Genomic DNA, 22963 nt, shown 5'->3' with positions numbered 1-22963 from the left:
GCTGCTCAACGGATTCAGCTGTTGGTGCGATACTTCTGCAGAATTTCCCCCAGCTGACGAGAGGTATTCCCCAAGCTGGTGCTGTTATCAATCGACTGTTCACTCATGGTACGGATCAGCTCCGACTGGGAGCGGATATCGTGCAGCTCTGAGGCGATATCATTAGCTACCGTCGTCTGCTGATGGGCAGCAGTTGCAATCTGGGTGCTCATATCCATCACCTGGCGCGCCGACTCCGCAATGTTATTCACATCGCGGCCGATTTCAGTGATCATCTCGCGGCTCTGGTGGGACTGCTCCAAGGTCACGGCAGTAATGTTCGAAATACTGCTTGTTTCAAGCTGCAGCTTGTCAATCATGGCCTGGATCTCGACCGTCGCCTGCTGAGTACGACCCGCCAGTGTCCTCACCTCATCAGCCACCACGGCAAAACCGCGCCCTTGCTCACCCGCACGGGCTGCCTCAATCGCCGCATTCAAGGCCAGAAGGTTGGTTTGCTCGGAGATCGCATTGATAGTCGTGATCACCGCATTGATCTCTTCTGCCTTCTCGTTGAGGCTGCCAACAGCACGCGAAGCTTCATCGGTTTGCTCTGACAGCTGCGTCACTTTAACAATGGCCTGCTGAACGTTACGGTTCCCCTGCTCAATGCTTTGCATGTCAGCATCCGACTGCTCTGAGGTTTGCTGTGCCAAACCGGCAATATCGTTCGCCGATGCCGTCATCTCCTCCATCGCCGTCGCCACCGAATCCAGCGAAGCATACTGCTGGTTCACCTGCTGGCCAGCCCCCTGGGCAACATCGCTAAAGTTACCAGCCGCAACCTGCAAGCTCTGCGTGCTTTGCTTAACGGTAATGACCAGCTCGCCCAAAGTATCCATGGTACGGTCTAGCTCAAAGCCAATAATACCGAATTCATCCCTGCCGACATGGAAACCCAACCTTGAGGTCAAATCACCATCAGCAATCCGCTTGGTCGCCTGATGCATCACCCACAGGGCTCCGCCAAGGAAAGTAGCCAACCAGTAACACAGCAATCCGACAGGAAGAAGTGTGGCTAGAGAAAAGAAGAAGCGCTGTAGCGCCTGGTCTTTGTCTGCCTGCAACAAGGCCGACGGCTCCTGCGACAAACTTGCGCTACCCAGCGGTGTCACCACCACAACCTGGCTACTGGCCGCTGCGTGGGAGTGATTGGTAAAGTTGACCCCCTGCTGCTGCAGCACGCTACGCTGGCTATCACTGTCCAAGCCAGAGGCCTGCACAGTCTCGACCATGGCCGTTAACCGCGCCTCCGCCCCCCTCTGCTGCTGTTGCTCCAGCTGGGTAACCGTTTGGCGGTATTGCAGGCCGGCCATCGCCGTTACGACCGTGGCAATCAGTGCAAAGAGCACCCAAAACTTATCATTGACCGACATTTTGACAAATAGCCTGTCAATGGTGCGAAATTCAACCTCTCTCATCGTCGTTCCCTGTAATCATTATGGTTTGCGGCATATGGTAGCAGCTCACCCAATCCATTTGTGATACAGGGTTTATTTTTAGGACAAGAAAAACAGGCATTTTCACCAAAAGAAGATTCAGATCACAACTGAGAATAAATTACCGCTTTCAACAGCCCGCCGAAATAAAAAAACCGGCTGATAGCCACCCTAGTTTCAGGATGGATACCAACCGGCTTTTAGTAACAGAACGGTATCAGGCCGAAGCGATTAGATACCCGCGCGCTTGAACAGGCCAGCCATCAGTGGCGAGTTCGCCTTCACTTGCTTCGACTTAGTTTTAAACTCACGAGCCAACGAGGTATCATTGATTGAGTTGGCAATGTAAATCATTGACTGGTACATATCGCCAGCAGTCTTGATACGGGCCGTATCATTCATCGGGCTGATGATATTCACCACATCAGTTCCCTTCATGCCATTTTTGGTTGCATAGTTCTCAACCGAATCTAGCAACTTATCTAAATCCATCACGAAGTCAGAATTTTCAACGCCTAACTTCTTAATCTCTTTCAGGTTACGTTTGCGAACCCGATTAATAATAAACGCAGGCTTGTTGATAAACTTAAAGCCAGCAAAACCAGCAACAATCAGCAAGGCAACACCACCAGCTACATAACCCCAAATCGAACCCGAAGATTCAGCAACCGGCTGGATCACTTCGGCGGCGGTTGTAACAGACACTGGTACATCAGACATATTGGTAACCTTTCATTTCTCTGGAACAGAACAACAGTGACATTATGCACTCCGGCCACGAAGAACCATGCGTTTTATCAATATTTGTTGCAAATAGGGTGATCGACTTCAAGCTTTGGCAAATATACCAGCGAAAATCTCGTGCCACAACGCATAACCTGTCACGGTTTTTGTGGCTGACTTTTAAAAAAGTGAAATTTAGATTCGGTGAGCACGCCGAATCACTCGGTCAACGATCACAGAGAAAGCATCACTGACTAACGTCTGAACGCCAATACCTCACTCTCTAGTAATCCGCATGTATTGGATGCCTCTTGTTTTTACTTTACTACTAGAAAACAACATCCAGATTAAGCGCTCTGCCTCCAGCATCATTGCTCTCTCGTTAAATAAAAACGTGATATCCATCTTCATTTCCTCAAAAATGAAACCGGTTTCTGTGATCGGATATCTAAAAATGAAACCGGTTTCTGTAAGCGGTTTCATTTTTAGGTAGAGTAAATGCAGAACTTAATTACAACCAATTGAAGGAATAGAAAATGGTTAAAATTTTACTTTGCTGTGCTGCCGGTATGTCTACAAGTATGGTCGTGAAAAAAATGCAAGAAGCAGCGACCTCAAAATCTATCGAAGCCGAAATCAAGGCTGTGGGCCTAGACGAATTTGAAAATTGCCTGCCAAACTTCGACATTGTGCTGCTAGGCCCGCAAGTGAAATACAAAGAAGCCGATTTTTCAGCTAGCGCTGCCAAGCAAAATAAAAAAGTGAAAGTTATCAACTCGATGGATTACGGGATGATGAAAGGCGACAAGATCTTAGATGATGCTATTGCTGAACTAGCGTAAAGGAGCTAACACTATGTCAGCATTTACAGCAAACATTTTTAATTTTATAGAAAACAAAATTACCCCCGTTGCAGGTAAGGCGGCTTCACAACGACATGTCATGGCAATGCGTGATGGCTTCATTTCGGCAATGCCGTTTATGATTGTCGGCTCATTCCTTTTAGTCTTTGTTTTCCCACCGTTTTCAGCCGATACCCAAATAGGGTTTGCTCAGGCTTGGCTGCAGATTTCGAGTGAATACCAGGCCGAGTTTTTGACGCCTTTTAATATGACCATGGGCATCATGTCCATCTATATCACGGCGGCGATCTCATACAATTTGGCGCAAAGTTACAAGATGGAACCTTTCATGCCGGCCATGCTGTCATTGATGTCGTTCCTCTTAATATCGGCTCCGCTTACTGATGGTGCCCTACCTGCTGGTTTCCTTGGAGGCACAGGTATTTTTACTGCCGTTCTGGTTTCATTTTACTGTACCGAACTGGTTCATTTCCTAAAGCGCAAGAATATTGGTATTAAACTGCCGGATCAGGTTCCTGCGAAAATTAAAGAGTCTTTCGACCTATTAATTCCTATCCTGCTGATTGTCGTCACACTGTACCCAGTCAACCTGCTGATCCATAGCCAAACCGGAATGTTAATCCCTGACGCTATCATGACAGCGTTCAAGCCCTTGGTGAGTGCCGCAGATTCATTACCAGCTATTTTGTTGGCGGTTCTTCTGACCCATATCCTGTGGTTTGCAGGTATCCATGGTGCAGCCATTGTTGGCGGTATGCTACAGGCATTCTGGTTGACCAACTTAACAGCGAACCAAGCCGCTCTCGCTGCAGGCGACGCGTTACCGCATGTTTTCATGGAAGGTTTCTGGAGCTTTTTCATTGTATTAGGAGGCTCAGGTGCAACACTAGGATTGGTTTTCCTATTCATGCGCAGCCGAGCAGTACACCTGAGAGCCATTGGTAAGCTGAGCGTCGTACCATCGTTGTTCAACATCAACGAACCCGTAATTTTCGGTACCCCGATTATTATGAACCCAACATTCTTTATTCCATTTATCACCGCCCCTGTCGTCAACGCAGTCATTGCTTACATGTGCGTTAAAACAGGCTTGGTTGGCGCAGTCATTTCAGTGGTGCCTTGGACATCCCCTGCACCTATCGGTGCGGCATGGGCGGCAGGTTGGGCATTAAGCTCTGCACTACTGGTATTTGTCCTGATGGCAGTCGCCACCCTAATTTACTACCCATTCTTCAAAATGTATGAAAAAGAGCTTTTAAAACAAGAAGCTCAAACTGAGGAAAAATAATGACAGATCACATCGATTTTGACTTAGAATCAACGGTCATGGAGCTCATTATCAACGCAGGCTCTGCCAAGTCCTTAGCCATGGAGGCACTAAGAGCAGCCAAGGCTGGCAACTGGAAAGGGGCTGATGACTTACTCAACGAATCATCTGCCGCAGCAAAAAAAGCGCATGATGTACAAACCCAACTCATCGGCTTGGATCAAGGCGAAGGCAAAGTACCGGTTAACCTCATCATGGTCCATGCTCAGGACCATATCATGACCAGTATGCTTGCCCGGGAGTTGATTGAGGAACTCATTGATATTCACCGCAAGCTACAACAACCGTAGCAAGCAACCATAACAACAATATTCGGGATCACTCCCTTTCCTATCAAGAGGTTTTGATGGCTACAATTTCTGATGTTTGCAAAATGGCTGGTGTGTCTAAAGCAACCGTTTCTCGCGTTATCAACGGCACGGGCCAAGTAAAGCCCAGTACCCGCGAGCACGTTGAAGCGGTGATGAAAGAACTCAACTACAAGCCAAATAGCCTTGCTCAGGCACTAGCAAACAGTAGTGGTAACAGTATTGGCCTGGTCCTATCGGACTTTGATGGCAACTACTTTGGTAGCCTATTGAAACAAGCATCTTTAAGTGCAGATAAAATGGGTAAAAAGCTCTTAATCGCCGATGGTAAAAACCAGCCTGATTTAGAGCTAGAAGCAATCCAATCTCTGGTAGACAAAAAATGTGATGTCATTGTGCTCTATAGCCGCCGTTTAACAAGCGAGCAACTGATCGAGCTGAATAACAGCATTGACATCCCTATTGTCCATGTCGGTCGCCAACTTCCAAATCAAGCAGGCTATTCGATTGCCTTTGACCAAGAAAAAGCCATCGCTGATGCGTTAGAGCATTTGTTGACCTCGGGGCATCGTCAAATTGCCTACTTCGGACCAGATGCAATGAGCAACACAACCAGATTACGTTTATCCACATTTAAATCGGTCACTGCAGCAAAAAGTCATCTTGGTTTAACCACGGATATTTTTTGCTGTAATTTCTCACTGGAAAGTGGCTACCAGATAGCAAATGAAGTACTTGGCTCTCATTTTGCGTTCAGTGCCATTGTCGCAGCCAGTGACGATATTGCGATAGGTATATTACGAGCTTGCAGAGAAAAAGGAATCAACGTTCCTGAACAGCTCTCGATAGTCAGTATCGACAATGAAAAAATGAGTGAATTTGTTACACCAAAACTCACTACCGTTAATATACCAATAAGCCATATTACCGAAAGGGCCATGCTTGTTGCCCAAGAATATACCCAGGGGAAAACACCTGATTCATCTGAACTGATTTCAGGGCAGTTGATTATTCGAGAGTCAACAAAACCTCTATAAAATATAAGTTGATTAAATATGAAATTCTCCAACGATTTTTTCTTTGGAGCGGCTACGGCTGCTTATCAGGTAGAAGGTGCCATTCAAGAAGATGGCAAAGGATTAACTAACTGGGATGAATTTGTCACTATCCCGGGTAAAACCTTCGAAGGCACAACAGGTGAGATCGCAGTCGATCATTACCACAGGTACAAAGAAGATATTAAGCTAATGGCTGAAATGGGGCTTGAATCTTACCGTTTCTCCATTTCATGGGCACGTATATTCCCTGAAGGTACAGGTGACATTAACCCTAAGGGGATTGAGTTCTACAACAATGTCATTGATGAGTGCTTGAAATATGGCATCGTGCCATTTGTTACGCTATATCACTGGGATCTACCACTACCTTTGGAAAAAGAAGGTGGCTGGTTAAATAAAAACACCATCGATGCTTTCGTCAGTTATGCAAAGGTGTGTTTTGAGCACTTTGGTGACCGAGTTAAGCATTTCATCACCTTCAATGAAACCGTGATCTTCTGTGGTCATGGCTACCTTGCAGGTGCACACCCACCCGGCATTAAAAATGATCCTGCGAAATACTTCCAGGCTACACACAATGTCTTTACCGCCCATGCAAAAGCCGTTTTAGCATATAAGGCGCTGAAACAATATGGGGAAATTGGCCTTAGCCATGTCTTCTCACCGGCTTTTGCGGTTGATGACTCAAAAGAGCATACCTTCGCAGCCATGCATGCCAACCAGTTCGGCATAAACTGGTACTATGACCCTGTGCTTAAAGGAGAGTACCCTGAATATGTGATGGGCCTACTACTGAAGAATGGTACTTGCCCTGTCATGCTGGATGATGAATTGGCTTCAATTAAACAGGCCGCTCCTCTTAACGACTTCATCGGGCTCAATTACTACCAGCCTATACGAGTTGAAAAAATCACCGAACCTTTTGAAGCGCTCGAGCCAACACGAGAAAATTCAACAGGCGCACCGGGCAACCCGAGCTTCGACGGTGTATACCGCACAGTCAAAATGAATGACAAGCGCTACACCAAGTGGGGATGGGAAATCTCACCCGAAGGTTTTGTTGATGGTTTGCAGCTTCTCAAAGACTATTATGGCGATATCAGAATGTATATCACTGAAAATGGTCTTGGCGATGAAGATCCTATCATCGAAGGTGAAGTCTGTGATATTCCAAGGATCAACTTTATTAATGACCATCTGGTTGCCGTCAAAAAAGCGATTGATGCCGGCGTGAATGTTAAAGGTTATTACGCTTGGTCTGCCATCGATCTGCTTAGCTGGCTAAATGGCTATAAAAAGCAATATGGGTTTATTTATGTTGATCACAACAATGATCTAGTGCGGAAAAAGAAAGCCTCTTTCCACTGGTATCAAGAAGTCATCAATACCCGGGGCGAAAACCTCCACAATTAATTCGCCAACATAACGAAATAACTACACACGCTTAAAATAAGTGCATTCGTGCGTGGTTATCTGATTTTATGTCCAGTGAAATTAAAAATGGCTGGCAAAACTGCCAGCCATTAACTTAATTTGATGTCATGGGATCAATAATACCCAAACAATATTACAAGGCCTGCTTCACACCACAGCAGTATACGTCCAACAGCTGCAGCTCTTGGTCCAGTACCAGAATATCGGCATCTTTTCCGGCCTCAAGGCTCCCTTTGCGGTCAGCGACCCCTGCCAAGGTAGCCGGGTTTTCGCAGGCGATGCTTGCTACCGAGCAGAGACCATTATCCAGCCGGTCGACAACAGCCCGCACCGATTCAAGGAAGTTCATCTCCAGCCCTTCGACGTCTTTGTAGCAGCACGGGTTCACCTGCTTCACCGTGCCGTCATCATGGGTCAGGAACAACTGACCATCTTTGACGTTGAAGGTTTCTTTACGCAGGTAGTGGTAGAACTCATAGCCATCAGGAAAATCGGCATAGCCCATACAGTCCGTCATCATCACCAAACGGCGATCTTTTTTCAGCCGATAAAGAATATCGAACGCTTCATGGCGGATGGTGATCCCTGTCTGCTTAGCGACTTCGGCATACACATCCTGGTGATACATCAACGCCCCGACAACTCCCAGCTCACGGTGATGAAAACCTCGCATCCCACTGAACGCATGGGTGAAATGGTTCAAGCCCGCTTCAATCGCCGTGGTAATTTGGTCAAACGTCGCCGCAGTATGACCGGCCGACGCCGTGATCCCCTTGCTGCGCATATGGCGAATAAGATCTAAGCTGCCCTCCACCTCCGGGGCCAGCGTCATCAAGCGAATGTTGTCACCCGATAATGCATTGAAATGATCAAAGCCCGCGATACTCGGTCGCTGGATACTATCCTCCCGCTGCAGCCCCAGATACTCGGGGTTGATATACGGGCCTTCCATATGGACCCCAACCGGCTCGGCTCCCATTGCAGGTTGAAACTCGGCAATATGCTCCGCCGCAGCCTGCAACGAGCTCTCGAGAAAATCATTGGGCATAGTACCGCTGGTCGGCAGGTAGGAGGTCACGCCGACCTTCGGCAGGTCTTCACTCATATGGCGCAGAGAGTCTAGCGTCCCCTTGTAGGCAAAAGAGCCCCTGCCCCAGCCATGAATGTGAATATCGACAAAGCCCGGCATGATGTTGTGCTCGCTATGATCGATATACTCGCCAGTATACTCACGGTGGATTGCCGTGATCTTGCCATTATTGACCTCAAGGAAGCCGGCAACCTCCCCCTGCGGGGTGATGATGTGATCCGATTTGATAATGAAATGACCCACGGCTATTTCCCCTGTAAGGCCAACTGGGCAAACTGCTCTGCGATATCCGCACACAAGCCGGTGTAACAGGCCGGATCCAGCATCTCCTTGATCTCCTGCTCGCTAAAGTGCTCGGTGATCACCGGGTTGCTGGCCAGTACGACATTGTAGTCAATTCCCTGGTGGGTACTTTCCATCGCCAGTTCATAAACCAGCTCATGGGCGGGATCCTTACCTAGGCGCTCAACCAGGCTCATCATGATTTTCTCGCTATTGATCAGCCCCTTGGTGATCATCACGTTATCGAACATCCGCTCGCGGTTAACCACCAGTGTCCGAGTCAGCTCCTCGGCACGCAGGATAATCTCCGCCATCAGCTCAACACTTTCCTGCAAGCTGGCATCATAAATGAAGTAGGCCGAGCTATCAGCCTCGAACGGACGCGGGGCAACATACATGCTCGCCGTCTGTACCGAATACAGCTTCTGGGAGTTGGCGATGATCCCCTTAGCCAGCTTAGGGTTGACCTTCTGCGGCATGGTACTGCTGCCCACCGTGCCCTTGGTGAAGGCTTCCGATACTTCGGCAAACTCTTCGCTGGAGGTCTGGTATACCTCTTCCGCTATCTTGTGGTAGGTCGTGGCCAGCAAGCACAAGTTGGTAATGTATTCGGCGCGGAAGATGCGCGTATTACGCGACGGGATCGGCATCGAATGCATCCCCAGCATTTCCGCGACACGATCCTGCACCTGGCGCCCTTTCTCACCGGTTGCGTGGAAAGCACCAACCGCGCCGCCCATCATAACGGTGAACACACGCTTTTCCGCTTCCTGCATCCGCTCTTTTGCCGCCATCAGCTCGTTAATCCACACGGCGACCTTGTAGCCATAGGTAATTGGCAGTGCGTGCTTGCCGTGGGTACGGCCCGCCATCACGGTGTCTTTGTGCTCGGCCGCCAGGCGGCCAAGGTTAACAATGGTGCGGTCGACAAAATCCATCAGCTTGTCGTGGAACTTCTTCACCAGCAGCAAATGGGCACTCTGCTGGATATTCTGCGTTGTTACCCCGTAGTGAACATACTTGCCGCTTTCTTCGTCGCAGGCCTCCACCAGTACCTTGATAAGTGGCACAAAACCATGGCCGATCTTCTCGAAGATTTCATTCATCCGCACCAGGTCAATCTTGTCGATATGGCTGTTTTCCGCAATGTTACGGGCGGCTTCGGCGGGGATCATCCCCACCTCCGCCTGTGCCTGCGCCAGGGCCGACTCGAGATCAAGCCAAGACTGAATGCGGGCATCGTTAGAGAAGAGATCTTTCATCCCTTCATGATCAATGGTTTTGCTCTTTGAATCGTATAAAGCACGCATCAGTTATGCTCCCTGGGCTAGATTGTCATCGACAGCGTTACGTACAAACTCGACATGTGGGCCGAATACAACATGGACATGGTTACTGGATGGGATGAACGTCCCCGAAGAGCCAGCTTCTTTGAATTTCTTCACATCGATAATTTTCTGATCTTTCACGTCGATACGCAGGCGGGTCACACAGTTTTCGACACGTTTGATGTTGCCTTTGCCGCCAAGGGCCTCAACGACGATATCCGCAATCTTGCCGTATTCCTTGTTGATCAAAAGCGTATTGTCGCCAACATCCTTTTCGCGCCCCGGGGTAGCAACGTTGAACTTAACGATGGCGTAGCGGAAGACGAAATAGAACACCACGAAGTTAATCAAGCCGAGGATAACCAGGCTCAGCCACTGGGTATTTTCGTACATCAGGCCAAAGATCCCGAAGTCAAAGATCGTACCGCGGATATACCCCATAGAGATGTCCAGGTAGTACATAGGTACAGTCAGCAAACCGCACAGCAGGGCGTAGACAAAGAACAGTTTCGGCGCGATGAACAGGAATGAGAATTCCAGCGGCTCAGTGACGTTGCCCAAGAACGCCGTCAGCACAATGGTCAGGATCAGGCCTTTGGCAATGGTCTTGTTCTTGGCAAACGCGGTGTGGTACATCGCCAGACCAATCGCAGGGATACGGAACAGGGTAGTCAGCATCTGTCCCGGCGCCAAGTAGGCAGAAAGGGTTGGCATATGCTCTTGCCAAGCAGGATGGTTAGGGCCGAGCTCAAACAGAATTTGGTTCATCGCCGGAAGAATACCGGTGTAAGTCACCCCATCGATGACGTAGATCCCGCCGGCTTCAGTAAAGCGAAGCGCAGAGCTGAACACATGATGGAGGCCAAACGGGATCAACAAGCGATTGAGTGTCCAGTAGATCCCCGGGCCAAAGCCCTCGGCCATAAAGATACTCGACAGGCTCACCATGGCTGAGGTGAACATATTCCAGAAGAACGGGATCAACAAGCCGATCGGCACAATGAGCGCGATTGAGATGATCGCTACCGATTTTTTGCCGCTGAAGAAAGCAAAAGCCAATGGCAACTCGAGGCGATAGAACCTGTCGGTGGTCAAGGCGGCCACCAAACCGGCAATAATACCACCCAGCGCTTCAATCTTGAGGGTATGCACCCCTAAAACCATGCCCTGCCCCACCAGCCCGGGGTTATCAGTGGTCAGGGTGCCGGTCAGTTGCAAACTGACTTTCATCGAAATCAGCAACGTCAAGTAAGCGATAACCGAGGCAAATACCGCAATCCCCTTTTCTTTCTTCGACATGCCGTAAGCCACCCCCATCGCAAACAGCAACGGAATGTTAGAGAAGATGACACTGGCAATATCACGCAGGGACTGGAACAGAGTGGTAAAAAACTCGTTCCCCAAGAGCGGGAGCTTTTCCACCATATAAGCTTGTCCAAGTGCACTCGACACCCCCATGATCATACCTACCGGGGCTAGCACCGCGATGGGTAGGAGCAAGGAGCGACCGAATGTCTGGACTTCGTTTTTGAAGCTAGAACTCATTGTTGGGTACCTATTAGATTAATTTACCCTCATCATAAAATTTTGCTAAGGGCCATCAAGGTAAGAAAATCAGCTAAAATTGACGCACAAACTGCCCTTAAATAAAGTGCTCTTTATACTGTGTTTTTAGTAAATGGTTGAGCTCATGCGGGGAGAGTTGCTGGATCTGCGCAATGAATTGGTCGACCGGGATCTTGCGCGCCGATCGAGACAGTCCGAGCTGTTTTAGCGCCCTGAGATCGCTTTCACCCAGCTGGAAATCTACTTTGACCGATGTTTTGCCATGGAAAGATAAATAGCGGGAAATTTTATTGGTAAAAGTAATCAACACATCATATTGGTCTTCGGGGATGTGAATAATTTCATTGCTATTGACGATCCCTTTAATATCAATGTGGAAATGGGTTTTTAATTTCTCAATAAAATAGCCGAGTTTATTGTGTGAAGAATTACTAACCAGATAGATTCTTGCTCTTTCTCTATCAATCGCTTTATTTTGCACCACATATTTCTTTATTACCATCGTAATCGTTGCGAGATGATTTTCACTTAAAACCAGTCCAACACTTCGCTCAACATCAGCAATATATTTCTCAACTAACTGATAGACAAACTGATGTCTTTCCTTAACTTTTGACAACTTTTTATCTGGAAATGAAATATTCAGCTTAGCCTGAGTTAAACAGCTTTTAATAACACTATAAAGATCGGCGAAAAAGTCATTCCGATTATGGATATGCGTTCGGATACTGCCACATAGCTTCTGGGTGAAATTTTCTATCTGCGGCGTCAGACGCGGGTCATAACAATTATATTTACCCGAATAAAACGTCATAGAAGCAAGAATACGGCTAGCCAACAGGTTTTCTTCATGGTTATCAAATACCTTAAAATATTGATTCGATAGCCAGTCATCGATATCCAGCGCTGAGAGCCTGCGCCCTTGCCTGCCCCTTAGTAGGGTCAGAGAAAAATATATAATCAGGAACTTCTTTGAATTATAGGAAAGCCTTACCCGGTATTGTTGCTCAAGTTGGTTATACATTGCCGCAGAAGTAACAAGATAATCATGGCAGTAGGACAGAAAATGGCTGGCTATCAGCTTATTAACCGGCGTGTTTGAAAGATGCTCAATCAGCAGGTTATCCTTGTCCAATTCAAGTGTATTAAGCACTGTCCTTGCGGTATGGATCCGGATCTTAGCTTCTTCTCCCGTTAGCCTTGTTCCTTTCTTCACGACGGTTTCATTGACTAAACCCAGGCATTCCAGGGTTGATAGAATATGTTTCCGATCATTCTTGAGCGTCGTATCACTGACATTGAACAAGGTATAGAACTGCTTTTTATTTACCGTCTCCGTCAAGGCCATTTCGACTAATAAAGCCTTTATCCGCTCACTGGTATTGCTATGGTAGTGACTTAGGGGTAATTGATTTAAAAGTTTGGTATAGCCGGAATATGAAAAATTAGTGGTAATATTTTGTTTATCAAAACTAATAAAATCGTCAATTTCAACCCATTGATTAAGCTTGCTGATACTTCTCGCGATGGTCGATTTCGTTTTATTAAAATGATTCTCGACAGTCCTTATCGGAACGGGAGAGAACTCTTGAATATACTTGGCTAAGGCTAAATCAAAGCTATTCATTGCTACACTTCAAAAATTATCCGGCGCCAGCATTATATCGGACCGGCACCGTGAGTGTGAATGCAAACAATGAATACCGTTTTCTAAGTGTTTGAAATAAAATTATGGATTTTAATTTTCGTGTGGTTAATCACAAATAACACGTCTTTTCGCCTTGTCTAACGGCAATGATAGATAGCCTTTCATCCACAGCAAGACAAGCAAAGCTTGTCCCAGAAGCAGAACATAAAGCATAACGGGACCGGGCAACCATGCAACTTGGCTTCTCTTAATCATCAATCGTCGCTAGCATTGAAGCCTAAGCTGTGCAGGGTAAGAGCATCAGAAGCGATTAAAGTTAACGAAACCTTTCCCTCCTTCATTACCGCTTATAAATTACGAGACATTGATCGCAAAAACCAGAAAGGAAAGTTGTAAATCTAAAACCCCGCAATTCAATTTATTGCATATACCCTTACACAAAATATGGACAAGCCCTTATTGCCATCTTCGGCAGTATGTTGGCTGTATGGTCTTGCCCTTATTATCCACTCACTTGATATGGAAAGAGCATGGCTAGTGAAAACCTCTCCAGTGTCATTACAACACTTCTCACCGCCCCTGCGGACGCTGTGGTTCAAGCCTCAACTGCCCAGCGTCATATTTGGATGAAGTGGCTCAGCGATCTCTGCAAGCTCATTCAAGATCAGCCCGATAATGTCAAAAAAACATCATCGAAGAGCACCTCAAACTTGCCCCAACGTGGAAAATGTCTGCCCAGTTATCCCTCTCAATATCCATGCGTATCGCCTCGCTGGAGCGAACCGAAACAGGCGTCTCATTGGGATTAGGCATCGGAATGATCCAAGCCAGCGGCACATTTGGCTTTGCCCGAGAAATCGCCTCAGAAAGTGTCCTTCAGGCTCAGGCGATATATAACCTCACCAACGACAAGGAAATTGCTCTCAAAGACTACCTCAGTATTTTGGGTGCTCCAGAACTGGTAGATAGCACGACTATCAATAAAGCCGTCACTATGCTTGGTAGCGTCTCGCTTCCTGCCGCCGAAAGCAGCACTGATTGAGCATAGTTTCACTACGTCGAGCATCAACCCTGGTTGAAGAAATAAGGATGTGCCTTTATGAATACAAACAGTGAAAACGAATGTGGCCCAATGCCGGATAAGACTCTCGAGCAAGTTCTTATTGCCCTGCAAAAATCAATCAGCCGGGTCAATTCCATGTCGAGCAACGTTCCCCCCACCCAAGCCCGGGCGTTAATACTTGGAGATATTGACTTTGATATCAGCCTGAAATGCGACCAAGACGGGGATAAACTTAGGATCTCCAATAGCGGAGGGATAAGCCTCAACCTCAAAGGGATTATCAATACAGATATGGATATAACCCACGAGGAGGAAGGATGACTGACAAAACCCAGCTACCGGCAATATCGGTAGGTAAACTTTTTACTTCAACTATTGCCAATATTTCCGAGGTACGTAACCAGCTTGACTTCACTGGCACTGTCGATGTGGGTGTAACCTTAAACACGACGTTGAAGGATAACACCGGCGTTCTGCTCGTGCCCTTCAAGGGTAAAGATACCAGCCACTCAACAATTGAAGTGAAACTAGCTACCCGAATACACCTCTCAGAAGTAGAAAAAACAATACATTTCATTTACCAGGGTGAGCTGCGTCTAGGAGATAAAGGGCATAAGGTCAAAGCATTACAAAGAAAGTTAAACCAATTACTTAACCTAAGCCTAAAGGTTGACGGCGATTTTGGGAAAAACACGGCCGATGCCGTAAAAGCCTTTAAGTACCTGCAAAACCTCCCATTCGATAGTGTTCTCGACGAAGTTGCAGGCATGAAGCTAATGAAGCTCCCCCACCTATAGAACTGGAGGCGTTATGGAATTCTATAAACCCAAACGTAGTATCGAAGTGGTATTTCTACACTGCAGTGCCAGTGACAGTCCAGCGCATGATAATGTCGAAACTATGAGGAAATGGCACCTTGCTAGGAAGTGGAATGATGTCGGATACCATTACTTTATTCGAAAGGACGGGCTTATCGAAAATGGCCGGGATATTGAAAAAATACCGGCCGCACAACTCGGCTACAATCAAGGGTCAATAGCCATCTGTCTACATGGGCTAAAACCAGAGCTATTTACTGAGCAGCAATTTAATTCTTTAATTTCACTCTGCAGGCAGATTAACGAAGCCTATGAAAACCAAATCATCTTCCGCGGTCATTGCGAAGTGTCAAACAAAGCTTGCCCGGTATTTGACTATCGTACAGTACTTGGCCTTGACCACTTTGGTGAGATGACATACGCATCCAACCCTCACTTTAAAGAGTCACCAGCCCGAATACTGCATGGAACGCTTAAACTCACCTCTTTGGGCGCTGAAGTACTTGTACTACAACAGCGCCTAAACCAAACATTACAAACGGCGTTAGCAGAGGATGGGATATTCGGTCAGCAGACAAAATCTGCGGTCATGGCCTTTCAGGAAAAAAGAGGTATTACCATTGATGGTGTAGTAGGCCCAGTCACCTGGCAACAATTGCTCTCAACCTAAATTGATCACCGCAAGTGAGATTTATTTGGCAGCTTTCAGGTGAAACCCGCTTATTTAAGGAAGACGATGAGCACTATGAGTGAAACTACCAATATCTCACTTGCTATACTCGTATTGGACTTACTCTAACAGGTTTGGCTATTTTACAAAGCGAGGCTTATAACAGCTGACTTGTGAGCACTGCTGCCATTAGGAACCTGAAAAGATAGTGACGACAACCAGAGGGCTTGGCTTGGCTTGGCTTGGCTTGGCTTGGCTTGGCTTGGCTTGGCTTGGCTTGGCTTGGCTTGGCTTGGCTTGGCTTGGCTTGGCTTGGCTTGGCTTGGCTTGGCTTGGCTTGGCTTGGCTTGGCTTGGCTTGGCTTGGCTTGGCAAGGAGTTTGCTGCCAAAACTACCAAATAAAGTATCTAATGCGTCCCGCGCTTTATTTATCTATCTCTTCATCAATGCGGTCAATATCAATAACTAGCAAATTATCCTTGTCTACATCCAATGTATTAAGCCCTGTCCTGCGGTATGGGTACGGATCTTGGCTTCTTCACCCGTTAACCTCGTTCCTTGCTGCACGATAGTTTCATTGACCAAATCTAGGAGGCCAGGGTTGAAAATATATATTCCCTGTCATTTTTCATAGTGGTATCACTGACCTTAAACAATTTATAAAACTGCTTTTTATTTAACGTATTTAATAACGCCATTTCGATAAATAATGTCTTTATTCGTTCGTCGGTATTAATATGACACTGCTTTAATTAAAATTGATTAATAAGCAGTATAAAATCAAAAGTTCGTGGTGATATTTTTATAAAAATACAGCCAACAACTTCAAACAAACCACTAAATATATGAATACTTCTTGTGATAGTTTATTTTGTCTTCTTAAAATTAGCCTCCACTCTTTAAGAAATACAGGTAAATACTCTTAGAGATATTTGGCTAAGGATAAATCACAGCTTTTCATTACTTTACTTGAAAATTTATCCAGCGCCAAAGCTCTATCAAATTATTAAATTCATAGCGATTTTAAACATGATGATGAATTATTATAAAAATTCATCATCTTTTAATAGTCAATATTATTCCTAACTACTCGAGCATACACAAAGGCAAATTAATGCTAAACAAAAATAAAATAAATTAAAGAAGCTAAAAAACCAAACACAAACATAAACACACACGCTTTAACGTAGAGCCATAGGATCTTTATCACAGGACCCTCCATTGTAAATTACCAAGTCATGTATTTACAGATTTATTAAGCTCTCAACCTGTAGGGGTTAAATAAACCATAGCCAGTATTGCCAGTCTCAAATGTCTCAATGTGGCAACTCAGAATGCAAACTGAAGATAACCATAAATTTGTCATGCCAGCCTCGTGTCATACACACAAAGTGGATCACCTAGATGGGGTAAAGCTTGAAAAGATTGGTAAGGGATTGATTGGATTTACCAAACGCCAGATGTGTCGTTGAAATCGGGATATGGTTTTTGCGACAAGATGGGTGGAAGCCCCACCAGCCACATCTCGGCACACACGTCGCTCGCTGCGGCTGCTCCCTTCCGGGCCTGACCGGGTTCACGAGTTAGTGTTGCGAGAGGACCAGCAGGGCCTCCATAGATTCTTTGTCTCTTTGCGAGAACGGGATGGATTATCCGCTATGGTCGGAGCGATTGCAATAGCACAACCCAAGTTTCCCGACCGACTGCCGATTTATTACCCAAACACTCCCCTTTTCACACAGTTAGCGTTCCTAAAGCTCTTCTTCTGGGTCTTCCAGCAGGTATTCCCCCAGCAGTGCCCCGCCCAGCACCAGCAGCCAGGCAACCAGGATCGGGTTTGGCACCTCGAGCCATGGCACCAGCACCAAGGTGGCAAAGCCAACGGCCGGGAGTATCCACATCATCCGCGGAACCCACTCGCTGAGTTTGCTTTTGGCCATCCCCTGCAGCGAGGCAATCAGCCCGGTCACGCACAAGGCAACCAACGCCGCATGGCCCAGCCCCCCAACCCAAAGCGGGATCACCAGGAACAACGGCCACCAGGTATTGCCTTCTACCGGCCGCCAGCTGCGGGCCGCAATCCAGATCACCCCAACGGCAAGGATTTGAATAATGGTGTAAGTCGGGCTTCCTTCAAGCTTGCCTTCGGCTTGCAGTGCCATCAAACCCACATCCATCGCAAGAACGATAGATATTAGCAACGCTGCCAATTGCCAGGTGCTCTTGGCGGAAAAACTTACCGCAAACACCGGCAGCATCATAAAGACGCTCACCGCAAGAGCGATTGGCTGTTCGGGGAGGACAAAACCGAAGGTACCCAGCCCTATAAGCAACAGCCAGGCAGACACGCCGCCTTGCGGCAGCAACCAGAGTGCGGGAATAGCAAGGGCCAGTGCAGGCAGCTCTCCGTGGCTTTGCCCCAATGCACTGACTCCGACGATGGTCAACGCAATGCTGACCACAACAAGTAACGCGGCATACAACATGGCAGCACCTCCTTGCGTTCTCTGACAACCGTAATACCATGTTCGGTCATCAGGTTTTTGTATGGTACAGGTATAAATATGGATGATTTCGCGTCTCAAATCTACACCCAAGTTCACCAAATTCCACATGGAAAAGTCGCAACTTATGGCGATATAGCCAAATTTGCAGGTTTTCCCGGCTATGCCCGCCAAGTAGGGCGACTTATGGCAACCTTACCCGACGGGTCAACACTGCCCTGGCACCGGGTTGTGAATGCAAAAGGAGAGATTTCCCTGACAGGGCACGATTTACAGCGCCAACGCCGAAAATTGATTGATGAAGGGGTGGAGGTCAGTGATGCCGGGCGGCTCAAACTTAGCCGTTATCGATGGGATGGCTTTTGATGCCGCCGATCCCGGCAGCATCATATCGCGTCTCGGGAAGCCTTTAGTTGACCTTTACCAATACCACATCTTTATGAGTCGACCCAGCTTGGTCAGTCAGTACATGATTAGCCGTATCGGTAATGAACCACAACTTGCCGTCCACTTCGATACGCGCACTCACCGCATAGGTATGGTTAGGCCTGATTTCCTGACGGGAGAAATTTAATTGGTAGTCAAAAGGCACCTGTTTACCATCCGCCAAAAAAGCCTGGCTACTGAGTACTTCTGCGGCGACATCCATTTTGGACACATCGGCCAACGTCACAGTGATACGGGCATGATCCGGCAAGGCAATACGCTCTTTGTAAGTCAAGGTCCCCGTCACCGCTTCCAAGTCGGCATCTTGTTGGATCATGCTGCTACAAGCCGATACGATCAGCGCCACAGCCAATACCGAAATCAGTGCAAAAACCCTTTTCATTGCCTCTCCTAAAACAAAACTGTCATTTTCATGTGTGACAAGCACTTGAACTCATGTTTAAACTGAATAATCATCATTCATCATTGAAAGATTTTTTCACTCCCAACGGCGCGTAATAATAACATTATTTTTGGAGATCCGATGAGCAAAGAACTGAATGAACTTCTCACTCTGCTACATTTAGAGCAGCTTGAACAAGGATTATTCCGTGGCCAAAGTGAGCATTTGGGTTTACCACAAGTTTATGGCGGCCAGGTCCTTGGACAAGCCCTGTCGGCGGCGAAGGAAACCGTCGATGAGGACCGCCAAGTGCACTCATTCCACAGTTACTTCTTACGTCCGGGCGATCCCCACAAACCGATCATTTACGATGTCGAAAACCTCCGTGACGGACACAGCTTCAGCACCCGCCGGGTCAAGGCAATTCAGTACGGCCGGCCAATTTTCTATATCACGGCGTCTTATCAGGCAGAAGAAAGTGGGTTCGAGCACCAATCGACCATGCCCAATGTCCCTTCCTATGAAGGATTGATGTCAGAACAGCAGCTCGTGCTGGCAATGGCCGATAAACTACCGAAAAGTGCAGTTAAGCATTTCGGCTGCGATCGGCCGATTGAAGTACGGCCGGTCAATGTGGTCAACCCGCTAGCCCCGCAGCCAACCGAGGCCAAGCAGTACCTTTGGATCAAAGCCAACGGCGAGATGCCAGACGATCCGCGTATCCACCAGTACCTGTTGGCTTACGCCTCCGACTGGGGATTCTTGGTCACCGCCTTGCAACCGCACGGTGTCAGCTTATTCAACCCACAGATGAAAGTGGCAACCATTGACCACTCCATGTGGTTCCACCGCCCGTTCCGTATGGATGAGTGGCTTCTTTACGCTATCGACAGTCCATCGGCTAGTAATGCCCGCGGCTTGGTCCGAGGTGAGATCTACAACCAGAAAGGCGAACTGGTCGCCTCCGCGGTACAGGAAGGCCTGATGCGCCATACTGGGGATAAATAGCTGGGTTGAGCTTACTACATGATTTTAAGAGGCGGTATTCCCGCCTCTTTTCATACCAAATCAGCACCCGCATACTTTCCCTGCATATTGACCCAAGGATTACACCGGCAAGGCCGTGGTGTACTTGAGCGGCTCCATGGCAAAGGTCGACGTCACATTGGTCAGCCCTTCGATGCTGTTCACCAGCTTTTTATAGAACTGATCAAACGCTGACATATCGGCCACCTGCACCTTCATCATGTAGTCATACTCACCGGCCATGCGGTAGAACTCCATCACTTCAGGAAAGTCAGACACCGTATCAACAAATTTGTGGTACCACTCCTTAGAGTGGTTACTGGTTTTGATCTGAACGAAAGCTGTAAACGACAAGCCGAGCTTTACCGGATCCAGCAAGGCAACCCGCTGGCGTAAAATCCCACTCTCTTCGAGACGCTTGAGGCGCTTCCAGCATGGCGTTGTCGTCAGGTTTACTGCCTCTGCCAGCTCCGCCAGTGCCAGCGTGCCATCTTGTTGCAATAGACGTAGTAGGGTTCTGTCTGTTTTATCCAAATCAGCCAATTTGTTTTACCTTGGTAATAGTAATTAGAATATTTTTCTCCATTTTAATTCATCGGGAGTAAATTTGATAAAGATTTTTTCTGCTCTTAGTCATACATTACTTACATAATATGTATACCCAAGTAACTCCAGCAACACAGCAAAAGGAACGACCATGAGCCACGACCCGCAATGGATTCACACCGCAATCCGCAAAATTGAAGCCGACTTTCAACGCTCAGCCGATACCCACCTGATCAAGCTGGATATCCCATCGCTGGACGGCATTGACATCTACCTAAAAGACGAAAGCACTCACCCAACCGGTAGCCTCAAGCACCGTTTGGCCCGCTCGCTGTTCCTGTTTGCCCTGTGTAACGGTTGGATTGGCAAAGATACCCCAATCATTGAGTCCTCATCAGGCAGTACTGCGGTCTCCGAGGCCTATTTTGCCCGCTTGCTCGGCTTGCCGTTTATCGCCGTGGTACCGCGCAAAACGGCCCGCAAGAAAATTGAGCAAATCGAGTTTTACGGTGGCCGCGCCCATTTGGTCGACAGCCCTAGCGAGATCTATGAGGAATCCCGGCGCTTGGCCAAGGAACTCAATGGCCACTACATGGATCAGTTCACCTACGCCGAGCGGGCGACTGACTGGCGGGGAAATAACAACATAGCCAACAGCATCTTTGATCAGATGAAGCTCGAAGAGCATCCCATTCCAAGCTGGGTTGTTATGAGTCCGGGTACCGGCGGCACATCAGCCACCATCGGCCGCTATATTCGCTACCAAATGCACAGCACCAAACTGTGTGTGGTCGACCCGGAAAACTCGGTATTCCACCAGTACTACAAGACCCGCGATCCTTCGCTGACCGGCGAATGCGGCAGCCGTATCGAAGGTATCGGTCGCCCGCGTGTAGAACCTAGCTTTATCCCCGATGTGGTGGATGAAATGCGCACGATTGCGGATGCTGCCAGTATTGCCACAGCGCACTGGCTGGAGAAACTGCTTGGCCGCAAGGCCGGTGCCTCTACCGGCACCAACCTATACGGCGTGCTGCAGCTCGCCAGCGAGATGAAAGCCCGAGGTGAGACCGGCTCAATTGTCACCCTGCTGTGCGACAGCGGCGAACGTTACCTCGATACCTACTTCAACCGGGACTGGGTTGAAGACAACATTGGTGATATCAGTGGTTACCTGGCCCAGCTTGAGCAATTGGAGCAAACCGGCAAACTGAGCTAGCTCTATGTTTCTCCTCGCCGCAGCAACAACCACAACCAGTGCTGCGGCATTTCGTTTCAAGACTTTTTTCTTTTCCCCCGCTGCGGTAGCATGAGCCTGCCAATAGAGAACCTGCTGTTGGCCTACCCTTATGACAATAGGGGTAGTCCCTACCGACTGTTTTTCGGTACGACAACAACATAGGAAAATTTTTCATGCGCAAAGCCGTAGTTGTATTTAGTGGCGGTCAAGACTCCACGACCTGCCTGATCCAGGCCATGGCCCATTACGATGAAGTTCACTGCATTACGTTCGATTATGGCCAACGCCATAAGCTGGAAATCGAAGTGGCTGAATCTATCTGCAAAGAGCTGGGCGTGGCCGCGCACAAAGTGATGGACGTGGGCCTGCTCAATGAACTCGCGATCAGCTCCCTGACCCGCGACAATATTCCGGTCTCCCACGAGCTGCAGGAAAATGGCCTGCCAAACTCCTTTGTCCCTGGCCGTAACATTCTGTTCCTGACCCTTGCCGGCATCTATGCCTACCAGATAGGCGCCGAAGCGGTGATCACCGGCGTTTGTGAAACCGACTTTTCCGGCTACCCTGATTGCCGCGACGAGTTCGTCAAATCACTGAACCAATCGCTGGTGCTGGGTATGGATCGCCCGCTGAAGATTGAAACCCCACTGATGTGGCTCAACAAGGCCGAAACTTGGGCGCTTGCTGATCAGTACAGTAAGCTCAACTTCGTCCGCGAAAAAACCCTGACATGCTATAACGGGGTGATCGGTGATGGCTGTGGCGACTGCCCATCTTGCGATCTACGCAAGGCCGGACTTGATGATTACCTCGCCAACCAAAGCGATATCATGGCAGAGCTAGAAGCCAAGCAGCAGGCCGGGACTGCCTAGCAGAGATCCCGCCTGAAACTGTCTATACCATGAAATGAATGCCTAAAAGCACGAGTGGTATAGCGAATAAATAGCGAGGCAGATTGCTGCCTCCTTTTTATTTTCATCTCACAACTTCCGCCCGTTATTCAATTTTTTTGCCCCTAAAAAAAGAAATATTCCACCAGCGTATTCTTCAACAATAAAACAAATTTAATTTTCTTCGAGACCCGCAGCATAATAAAGCAATCTGTTATTTTGTTTTTCACAACAAATGAGATTCATTTCATTTTTATTTAAAAATTAACACC

23 protein-coding genes and 1 other RNA gene are annotated in these 22963 nt (G+C 47.8%); 14 read left to right on the top strand and 10 right to left on the bottom strand.

The annotated features are described in order from the left end of the window. Positions 1–14: 14 nt before the first annotated feature. Positions 15–1460: a methyl-accepting chemotaxis protein gene (locus tag PTW35_RS04540; RefSeq protein WP_281026691.1), complete on the bottom strand. Its 1446-nt coding sequence runs from the start codon at positions 1458–1460 to the stop codon at positions 15–17. 249 nt (positions 1461–1709) lie between these two features. Further along, a complete protein-coding gene (locus PTW35_RS04535) occupies positions 1710–2198 on the bottom strand; it encodes a hypothetical protein (RefSeq protein WP_281026690.1) in 489 nt (162 codons plus the stop codon). Positions 2199–2737: 539 nt separating this feature from the next. Here PTW35_RS04535 and PTW35_RS04530 point away from each other — a divergent pair. The 5 genes from PTW35_RS04530 to PTW35_RS04510 are packed head-to-tail and all read left to right on the top strand — an operon-like array spanning position 2738 to position 7170. Then, a complete protein-coding gene (locus tag PTW35_RS04530; protein WP_281026689.1) occupies positions 2738–3043 on the top strand; it encodes a PTS sugar transporter subunit IIB in 306 nt (101 codons plus the stop codon). A gap of 13 nt (positions 3044–3056) precedes the next feature. Next, positions 3057–4352 carry a PTS sugar transporter subunit IIC gene (locus PTW35_RS04525; protein ID WP_281026688.1) on the top strand — a complete coding sequence of 432 codons (1296 nt, stop codon included), beginning with the start codon at positions 3057–3059 and terminating at the stop codon, positions 4350–4352. Then, the gene (locus PTW35_RS04520) at positions 4352–4681 is read left to right on the top strand and encodes a PTS lactose/cellobiose transporter subunit IIA (protein WP_281026687.1); all 330 of its coding nucleotides are present in this window, start codon (positions 4352–4354) and stop codon (positions 4679–4681) included. Before PTW35_RS04525 ends, PTW35_RS04520 begins: the two co-directional genes overlap by 1 nt. A gap of 56 nt (positions 4682–4737) precedes the next feature. Continuing rightward, complete coding sequence (locus tag PTW35_RS04515) at positions 4738–5736, top strand: LacI family DNA-binding transcriptional regulator (RefSeq protein WP_281026686.1); 999 nt, start codon at positions 4738–4740, stop codon at positions 5734–5736. An 18-nt stretch (positions 5737–5754) separates the two neighbouring features. After that, complete coding sequence (locus tag PTW35_RS04510) at positions 5755–7170, top strand: glycoside hydrolase family 1 protein (RefSeq protein ID WP_281026685.1); 1416 nt, start codon at positions 5755–5757, stop codon at positions 7168–7170. A gap of 154 nt (positions 7171–7324) precedes the next feature. On the opposite strand, the gene nagA is transcribed toward PTW35_RS04510, so the two are convergent. The 4 genes from nagA to PTW35_RS04490 form a co-directional block, all read right to left on the bottom strand. Further along, a complete protein-coding gene (gene nagA / locus PTW35_RS04505; RefSeq protein WP_281026684.1) occupies positions 7325–8524 on the bottom strand; it encodes an N-acetylglucosamine-6-phosphate deacetylase in 1200 nt (399 codons plus the stop codon). Between the two features lie 2 nt (positions 8525–8526). Then, positions 8527–9873 carry an adenylosuccinate lyase family protein gene (locus PTW35_RS04500; protein WP_281026683.1) on the bottom strand — a complete coding sequence of 449 codons (1347 nt, stop codon included), beginning with the start codon at positions 9871–9873 and terminating at the stop codon, positions 8527–8529. Positions 9874–9876: 3 nt separating this feature from the next. Then, on the bottom strand, positions 9877–11436 hold the full coding sequence (locus PTW35_RS04495; protein ID WP_281026682.1) for a PTS transporter subunit EIIC: 1560 nt from the start codon (positions 11434–11436) through the stop codon (positions 9877–9879). A 97-nt stretch (positions 11437–11533) separates the two neighbouring features. After that, positions 11534–13084 (bottom strand): PRD domain-containing protein, encoded by a 1551-nt coding sequence (locus PTW35_RS04490; protein WP_281026681.1) that lies wholly within the window; start codon positions 13082–13084, stop codon positions 11534–11536. 748 nt (positions 13085–13832) lie between these two features. On the opposite strand from PTW35_RS04490, the gene PTW35_RS04485 reads away from it, so the two are divergent. The 5 genes from PTW35_RS04485 (at position 13833) to PTW35_RS04465 (ending at position 16125) form a co-directional block, all read left to right on the top strand. Further along, positions 13833–14147 (top strand): hypothetical protein, encoded by a 315-nt coding sequence (locus PTW35_RS04485; protein ID WP_281026680.1) that lies wholly within the window; start codon positions 13833–13835, stop codon positions 14145–14147. A gap of 57 nt (positions 14148–14204) precedes the next feature. Further along, the gene (locus tag PTW35_RS04480; RefSeq protein ID WP_281026679.1) at positions 14205–14489 is read left to right on the top strand and encodes a hypothetical protein; all 285 of its coding nucleotides are present in this window, start codon (positions 14205–14207) and stop codon (positions 14487–14489) included. Beyond that, positions 14486–14965, top strand: coding sequence for a peptidoglycan-binding domain-containing protein (locus PTW35_RS04475; RefSeq protein WP_281026678.1), 480 nt, complete (start codon positions 14486–14488; stop codon positions 14963–14965). The genes PTW35_RS04480 and PTW35_RS04475 overlap by 4 nt, the downstream gene beginning before the upstream one ends. 13 nt (positions 14966–14978) lie before the next feature. Then, the gene (locus PTW35_RS04470; protein WP_281026677.1) at positions 14979–15656 is read left to right on the top strand and encodes a peptidoglycan-binding domain-containing protein; all 678 of its coding nucleotides are present in this window, start codon (positions 14979–14981) and stop codon (positions 15654–15656) included. A gap of 208 nt (positions 15657–15864) precedes the next feature. Further along, a complete protein-coding gene (locus tag PTW35_RS04465) occupies positions 15865–16125 on the top strand; it encodes a hypothetical protein (RefSeq protein ID WP_281026676.1) in 261 nt (86 codons plus the stop codon). 1040 nt (positions 16126–17165) lie between these two features. Here PTW35_RS04465 and ffs read toward each other — a convergent pair. Together ffs and PTW35_RS04455 are read right to left on the bottom strand one after the other, a co-directional pair. After that, an RNA gene (ffs, locus tag PTW35_RS04460) (signal recognition particle sRNA small type) lies at positions 17166–17262 on the bottom strand. A gap of 145 nt (positions 17263–17407) precedes the next feature. Next, positions 17408–18142: a hypothetical protein gene (locus PTW35_RS04455; RefSeq protein ID WP_281026675.1), complete on the bottom strand. Its 735-nt coding sequence runs from the start codon at positions 18140–18142 to the stop codon at positions 17408–17410. 78 nt (positions 18143–18220) lie between these two features. Between PTW35_RS04455 and PTW35_RS04450 the strand changes: the two genes are divergently transcribed. Next, on the top strand, positions 18221–18526 hold the full coding sequence (locus PTW35_RS04450) for an MGMT family protein (RefSeq protein WP_281026674.1): 306 nt from the start codon (positions 18221–18223) through the stop codon (positions 18524–18526). 43 nt (positions 18527–18569) lie between these two features. On the opposite strand, the gene PTW35_RS04445 is transcribed toward PTW35_RS04450, so the two are convergent. Further along, positions 18570–18989 (bottom strand): YbaY family lipoprotein, encoded by a 420-nt coding sequence (locus tag PTW35_RS04445; RefSeq protein ID WP_281026673.1) that lies wholly within the window; start codon positions 18987–18989, stop codon positions 18570–18572. A 141-nt stretch (positions 18990–19130) separates the two neighbouring features. Here PTW35_RS04445 and tesB point away from each other — a divergent pair, with 141 nt between their 5' ends. After that, a complete protein-coding gene (tesB, locus tag PTW35_RS04440; RefSeq protein WP_281026672.1) occupies positions 19131–19997 on the top strand; it encodes an acyl-CoA thioesterase II in 867 nt (288 codons plus the stop codon). Between the two features lie 99 nt (positions 19998–20096). Here tesB and PTW35_RS04435 read toward each other — a convergent pair whose 3' ends face one another. After that, a complete protein-coding gene (locus PTW35_RS04435) occupies positions 20097–20558 on the bottom strand; it encodes an Lrp/AsnC family transcriptional regulator (protein ID WP_039462060.1) in 462 nt (153 codons plus the stop codon). 154 nt (positions 20559–20712) lie between these two features. Between PTW35_RS04435 and PTW35_RS04430 the strand changes: the two genes are divergently transcribed. Together PTW35_RS04430 and queC are read left to right on the top strand one after the other, a co-directional pair. Continuing rightward, positions 20713–21780, top strand: coding sequence for a PLP-dependent cysteine synthase family protein (locus tag PTW35_RS04430; RefSeq protein WP_281026671.1), 1068 nt, complete (start codon positions 20713–20715; stop codon positions 21778–21780). A 194-nt stretch (positions 21781–21974) separates the two neighbouring features. After that, complete coding sequence (gene queC / locus PTW35_RS04425) at positions 21975–22673, top strand: 7-cyano-7-deazaguanine synthase QueC (RefSeq protein WP_281026670.1); 699 nt, start codon at positions 21975–21977, stop codon at positions 22671–22673. Positions 22674–22963 lie beyond the last annotated feature (290 nt).

The sequence above is a fragment of the Photobacterium sp. DA100 genome (assembly GCF_029223585.1).
In the GTDB taxonomy this organism is placed as follows: Bacteria; Pseudomonadota; Gammaproteobacteria; order Enterobacterales; family Vibrionaceae; genus Photobacterium.
The sequence above is the reverse complement of the archived record's forward strand: the minus strand, read 5'-3'. Positions and strand labels throughout refer to the sequence as shown.

Bases quoted from the DNA above. Each gene is read 5' to 3' on its own strand.
- PTW35_RS04470 (WP_281026677.1), top strand. From the start codon at position 14,979: ATGGAATTCTATAAACCCAAACGTAGTATCGAAGTGGTATTTCTACAC.
- PTW35_RS04480 (WP_281026679.1), top strand. From the start codon at position 14,205: ATGAATACAAACAGTGAAAACGAATGTGGCCCAATGCCGGATAAGACT.
- PTW35_RS04515 (WP_281026686.1), top strand. From the start codon at position 4,738: ATGGCTACAATTTCTGATGTTTGCAAAATGGCTGGTGTGTCTAAAGCA.
- PTW35_RS04445 (WP_281026673.1), bottom strand. From the start codon at position 18,989: ATGAAAAGGGTTTTTGCACTGATTTCGGTATTGGCTGTGGCGCTGATC.
- PTW35_RS04430 (WP_281026671.1), top strand. From the start codon at position 20,713: ATGAGCCACGACCCGCAATGGATTCACACCGCAATCCGCAAAATTGAA.
- PTW35_RS04535 (WP_281026690.1), bottom strand. From the start codon at position 2,198: ATGTCTGATGTACCAGTGTCTGTTACAACCGCCGCCGAAGTGATCCAG.
- queC (WP_281026670.1), top strand. From the start codon at position 21,975: ATGCGCAAAGCCGTAGTTGTATTTAGTGGCGGTCAAGACTCCACGACC.
- PTW35_RS04450 (WP_281026674.1), top strand. From the start codon at position 18,221: ATGGATGATTTCGCGTCTCAAATCTACACCCAAGTTCACCAAATTCCA.
- tesB (WP_281026672.1), top strand. From the start codon at position 19,131: ATGAGCAAAGAACTGAATGAACTTCTCACTCTGCTACATTTAGAGCAG.
- PTW35_RS04525 (WP_281026688.1), top strand. From the start codon at position 3,057: ATGTCAGCATTTACAGCAAACATTTTTAATTTTATAGAAAACAAAATT.
- PTW35_RS04530 (WP_281026689.1), top strand. From the start codon at position 2,738: ATGGTTAAAATTTTACTTTGCTGTGCTGCCGGTATGTCTACAAGTATG.
- PTW35_RS04510 (WP_281026685.1), top strand. From the start codon at position 5,755: ATGAAATTCTCCAACGATTTTTTCTTTGGAGCGGCTACGGCTGCTTAT.
- PTW35_RS04540 (WP_281026691.1), bottom strand. From the start codon at position 1,460: ATGAGAGAGGTTGAATTTCGCACCATTGACAGGCTATTTGTCAAAATG.
- PTW35_RS04475 (WP_281026678.1), top strand. From the start codon at position 14,486: ATGACTGACAAAACCCAGCTACCGGCAATATCGGTAGGTAAACTTTTT.
- PTW35_RS04500 (WP_281026683.1), bottom strand. From the start codon at position 9,873: ATGCGTGCTTTATACGATTCAAAGAGCAAAACCATTGATCATGAAGGG.
- PTW35_RS04490 (WP_281026681.1), bottom strand. From the start codon at position 13,084: ATGAATAGCTTTGATTTAGCCTTAGCCAAGTATATTCAAGAGTTCTCT.
- PTW35_RS04455 (WP_281026675.1), bottom strand. From the start codon at position 18,142: ATGTTGTATGCCGCGTTACTTGTTGTGGTCAGCATTGCGTTGACCATC.
- PTW35_RS04485 (WP_281026680.1), top strand. From the start codon at position 13,833: ATGTCTGCCCAGTTATCCCTCTCAATATCCATGCGTATCGCCTCGCTG.
- PTW35_RS04520 (WP_281026687.1), top strand. From the start codon at position 4,352: ATGACAGATCACATCGATTTTGACTTAGAATCAACGGTCATGGAGCTC.
- PTW35_RS04495 (WP_281026682.1), bottom strand. From the start codon at position 11,436: ATGAGTTCTAGCTTCAAAAACGAAGTCCAGACATTCGGTCGCTCCTTG.